A 3,268-nucleotide genomic window follows, 5' to 3' on the forward strand; every position below is an offset into this window, starting at 1 on the left:
CACCGCGCTCGGCATCCCTGTCACAGAGCCCGTGGGATAAGTCTGTCCGGGGAAAGGGGAACCCCGGCCATCAGCCGATTTGTGCAACAGAGCCCTGTCCACATAATCGACCAGAGCAAGGAGATCACTGCGGACTTTCGGCACCGGGCGCTCCGCCACCATGCTGAGGGCATCTTCATGGCTGAGACGATTTTCGGTCCGACCCTCACGCTTTCGACCGGGCGCATCATCCCGACCCGCTGGGTTGGCGAGCAGCATGTGAAGGAAGACCTGGGCTTCATTCCGAGCTTTGCCGACTGGGTGAAGGCCATCCGGCCCGAGCCTTGGATGGGCCGGTCGGCGCATATCGAAGCGCTGGTCGATCCGCATTTCGCCTCGCCCGTGGTCGAGGTCAGCTGACATGATCGATCCGGCTTATCAGCGCCTCGGCTTGCCCTTGACGGCGTCGCCCTACGCCGTCCTGCGGGCAGCGGTCCGTGCGCTGCACCCCGACACGCGCGCCGTTCGCGGCTTCCGGATCGCACGCAAGCGCTTCTACCGGCAGATGCTCTGCGCGCATGCCGCGCGACAGACGGCGGGCGACAGTTCCACAGGCTAATCGCCCCCGACCACCCCTTCATCCCAATCGAGTGCCCGGCCTCTCGGCCGGGTCTTTCCCATTCAGGAGGTCCCCATGGCGGATTACTTCACCCATTTCTCGTGCCTGCTCGATGTCGGCACCCCCGACAAGGCTGCCCGCGCGCTCGCGCTGTTCCAAGAACTTCGCGCCGCAGATCAGGACGCAGACGACCCGGAGGTCGCAGGCTTTGATCTCGTGCTCCAGGACGCGCCCGAGGGCAGCGCCATCTGGATCCATGACGACGACCACGGCGATGTCGAAGCCGTCATCCGCTTCGTGTTGCGCCTTGCGGAAGAGATCGACCTCGCCGGCCTCTGGGGGTTCCAGTACGCCCTGACCTGCTCCCGGCCGCGCCTCGACGCCTTCGGCGGCGGCGCGCATGTCATCGATCTCGGTGCGCGGAAATCCTTCGGCTGGACCAGCAGTCACGAATGGCTGGCCGCGGCTCTCAACGGGGAGGACATCGATGCCTGAGCTCATCTGCACCACCGTCTACCAGTTCCCAGAACTTTCAGATGCCGCCAAGGAAAAGGCCCGCAGCTGGTATCGCGAGCTTGGCCCCCATGACGATTGGTGGGACGCGGTCTACGAGGATTTCGAGCGGGTCTGCGAAATCCTCGGCATCCGGCTGAAGACCACCCCCGTCCGCCTGATGGGCGGCGGGACGCGGGCCAAGCCCAGCATCTGGTTCTCCGGCTTCTGGAGCCAGGGCGACGGAGCCTGCTTCGAGGGCTATTGGTCCCACGCCAAGGGCGCGGCCGCGCACATCCGGGATTACGCGCCACAGGACGCAACCTTGCACAGCATCGCCGACCGGCTGCAGGCCCTCCAGCGGCGCAATTTTTACCAGCTGGCCGCCGAGGCCAGCCACCGTGGCCGCTACAACCACGAATACACCATGTCGGTCGATGTCACGCGCGACAGCCCGACCTGGCAGCCGCCAACGGAGGATGCGGAGGAGACCGTGACCGAGGCGCTGCGTGATCTGGCCCGGTGGCTCTACATCAGTTCCTCTTCGACGAGTTCTCGCGTGCTCATACCTGCTGTCATGTCTGGAGCCTTGCTCATGGCGCGAGGCTCGGCAGGGTGAAGTCCATGTAACGGCGCTCTTCGGCGACGGTGGCGGCATCCACCACGCCCGCATTGCCTGCGCCGAGGGTCTGGATGGCTTCAAGTTCCCACATCCGCGTCATGGCGATGGCCAGTTCCGCCGTGACGCGGGTGTTGTGGTCCATCGATGCCTTCAGGTCCTCCATGTCGGGGATCATCGCGACAAGCTGTTCGACACGTTCGAGGGATTGCGCTGCCTCGGCGTGGCTGTTCTGGGCCGCCGCCGACATCACGGCACCGGTCGTGGCCCGTGTCGCGACACCTTCCGCGCCGGGATTGCCGCTGGTGGCGATTTCGCGCAGCGAGTCCTCGTCGAAGCCAGCACTGGCAAGCGCCTGTTCCATCTGCGTGCGCAGGGGCCCCGCGTTGGGGCCGATCAGGCTCGACCAGTCGCCCGCCTGGATGCCTCGGATCAGATCGGGGATGTCTTCGAAATTGGCCTGGAGGAGATTGTCGAGGTCACCGCCCATAGCGAGACCGAGGATGCTGCGCGGCCCGGTCAGCGAGGCATACATCTCCTCGAGCTGATCGAACTGCTGCTGCAGGAGGTCGAGCTGTGCCAGCGCATTGTCCAGAAGATCGGTCTGGATCCCGAAATCCTGCAGCATCTGCTGAAGCTGGCGGATTTCCTGGGCGATGTTCTGGGTGTCGACCGTGGGCACGCCCTGTGCTGCGCCAGGACCCGCAAGGGTAGTGGCCAGCACGACGGTCGCGGCGGTGGTGGTGAGGGAAATGCGCAAGCGCCGGATCATCGCAATGTCTCCTGGGTGAAATCCATGAATTGCCGCTCGGCGGCTTGGGCCGCGGCCATGGCGAGTTGTTCCTCGCTCAGCGGCTGGGTGTGGGCGGCCTTGATCCGGGTGCGGATCGCGACCAGTCGGGCCAGTTCGGCGCGCGCATAGGTGTTGAGCGCGATGGCCTCGTGCAGGTCTTCCGTCTCGCCGATGCGGGTGATGATGTCCTGCACACGCAGGGCTGCAGCGCGGACAGAGACCAGCGAGTAGTCGCCATAAACGCCTGCACCATGGGCCGAGAGGCTGAAGCTCGCGTTCGCCAGAAGCACCGGGTCGATGGTGCCGAGCGCATCGATGCCGCCCACGGCGGCGAGGTAGCTGTTGTACTGCTGCGGGATCACCACGACGTAATGCTGGGTTTCCGCAAAGGGCGGGACGCCGCCGTAGTTCTGAACGTTGCCCGGGCCTGCGTTATAGGCCGCGAGCGCGTGGATGATGTTACCATCGAACATGTTCAGCATCTGCGCGAGGTAGCGGGCGCCCCCCGTCACCTGCAGCCAAGGGTCGTCGTAATAGGCCGGGTAGATCCCGAGATCGCCCGCCGTGCCGGGCATGATCTGGGTGAGGCCAAACGCCCCCACGGGGGAGCGCGCCCCGATCTGGAAGCGGCTTTCCTGCCAGATCAGCGCCTGCAGAAGGCAGCGCCACTGGGCATTGTTGCAGAAGTCCGGCTGCGGCCAGACGCGCCCCTTTCCCCGTTGGGTTCAGGCCACGCGTTCAATCTCGGCAGTGCCGAGTGCATTGA

The 3,268-nt window shown here is 65.4% G+C and carries 4 protein-coding genes and 2 pseudogenes; 4 read left to right on the top strand and 2 right to left on the bottom strand.

Going from position 1 to position 3,268, the window contains the following annotated elements; all coding sequences use genetic code 11:
* Window positions 1-108: 108 nt before the first annotated feature.
* The 4 genes and pseudogenes from BW970_RS20675 to BW970_RS20090 all read left to right on the top strand — a co-directional run.
* A pseudogene (locus BW970_RS20675) lies at window positions 109-399 on the top strand (DUF6915 family protein); the annotation flags it as partial.
* 1 nt (window position 400) lies between these two features.
* Window positions 401-598 carry a hypothetical protein gene (locus BW970_RS20080; protein WP_076534719.1) on the top strand — a complete coding sequence of 66 codons (198 nt, stop codon included), beginning with the start codon at window positions 401-403 and terminating at the stop codon, window positions 596-598.
* Between the two features lie 75 nt (window positions 599-673).
* Window positions 674-1,093 (top strand): hypothetical protein, encoded by a 420-nt coding sequence (locus BW970_RS20085; RefSeq protein ID WP_028030772.1) that lies wholly within the window; start codon window positions 674-676, stop codon window positions 1,091-1,093.
* The gene (locus tag BW970_RS20090) at window positions 1,086-1,709 is read left to right on the top strand and encodes an antitoxin of toxin-antitoxin stability system (RefSeq protein WP_083701411.1); all 624 of its coding nucleotides are present in this window, start codon (window positions 1,086-1,088) and stop codon (window positions 1,707-1,709) included. The genes BW970_RS20085 and BW970_RS20090 overlap by 8 nt, the downstream gene beginning before the upstream one ends.
* Here BW970_RS20090 and BW970_RS20095 read toward each other — a convergent pair.
* Together BW970_RS20095 and BW970_RS20100 are read right to left on the bottom strand one after the other, a co-directional pair.
* Window positions 1,684-2,481: a type IV secretion system protein gene (locus BW970_RS20095; RefSeq protein ID WP_076534721.1), complete on the bottom strand. Its 798-nt coding sequence runs from the start codon at window positions 2,479-2,481 to the stop codon at window positions 1,684-1,686. The genes BW970_RS20090 and BW970_RS20095 overlap by 26 nt on opposite strands.
* Window positions 2,478-3,173 (bottom strand): annotated as a pseudogene (locus tag BW970_RS20100) (lytic transglycosylase domain-containing protein); the annotation flags it as partial. The pseudogene BW970_RS20100 and the gene BW970_RS20095, both read right to left, overlap by 4 nt.
* Between the last annotated feature and the right edge of the window lie 95 nt (window positions 3,174-3,268).

This window comes from Gemmobacter megaterium, from assembly GCF_900156815.1.
Classification (GTDB): domain Bacteria; phylum Pseudomonadota; class Alphaproteobacteria; order Rhodobacterales; family Rhodobacteraceae; genus Wagnerdoeblera; species Wagnerdoeblera megaterium.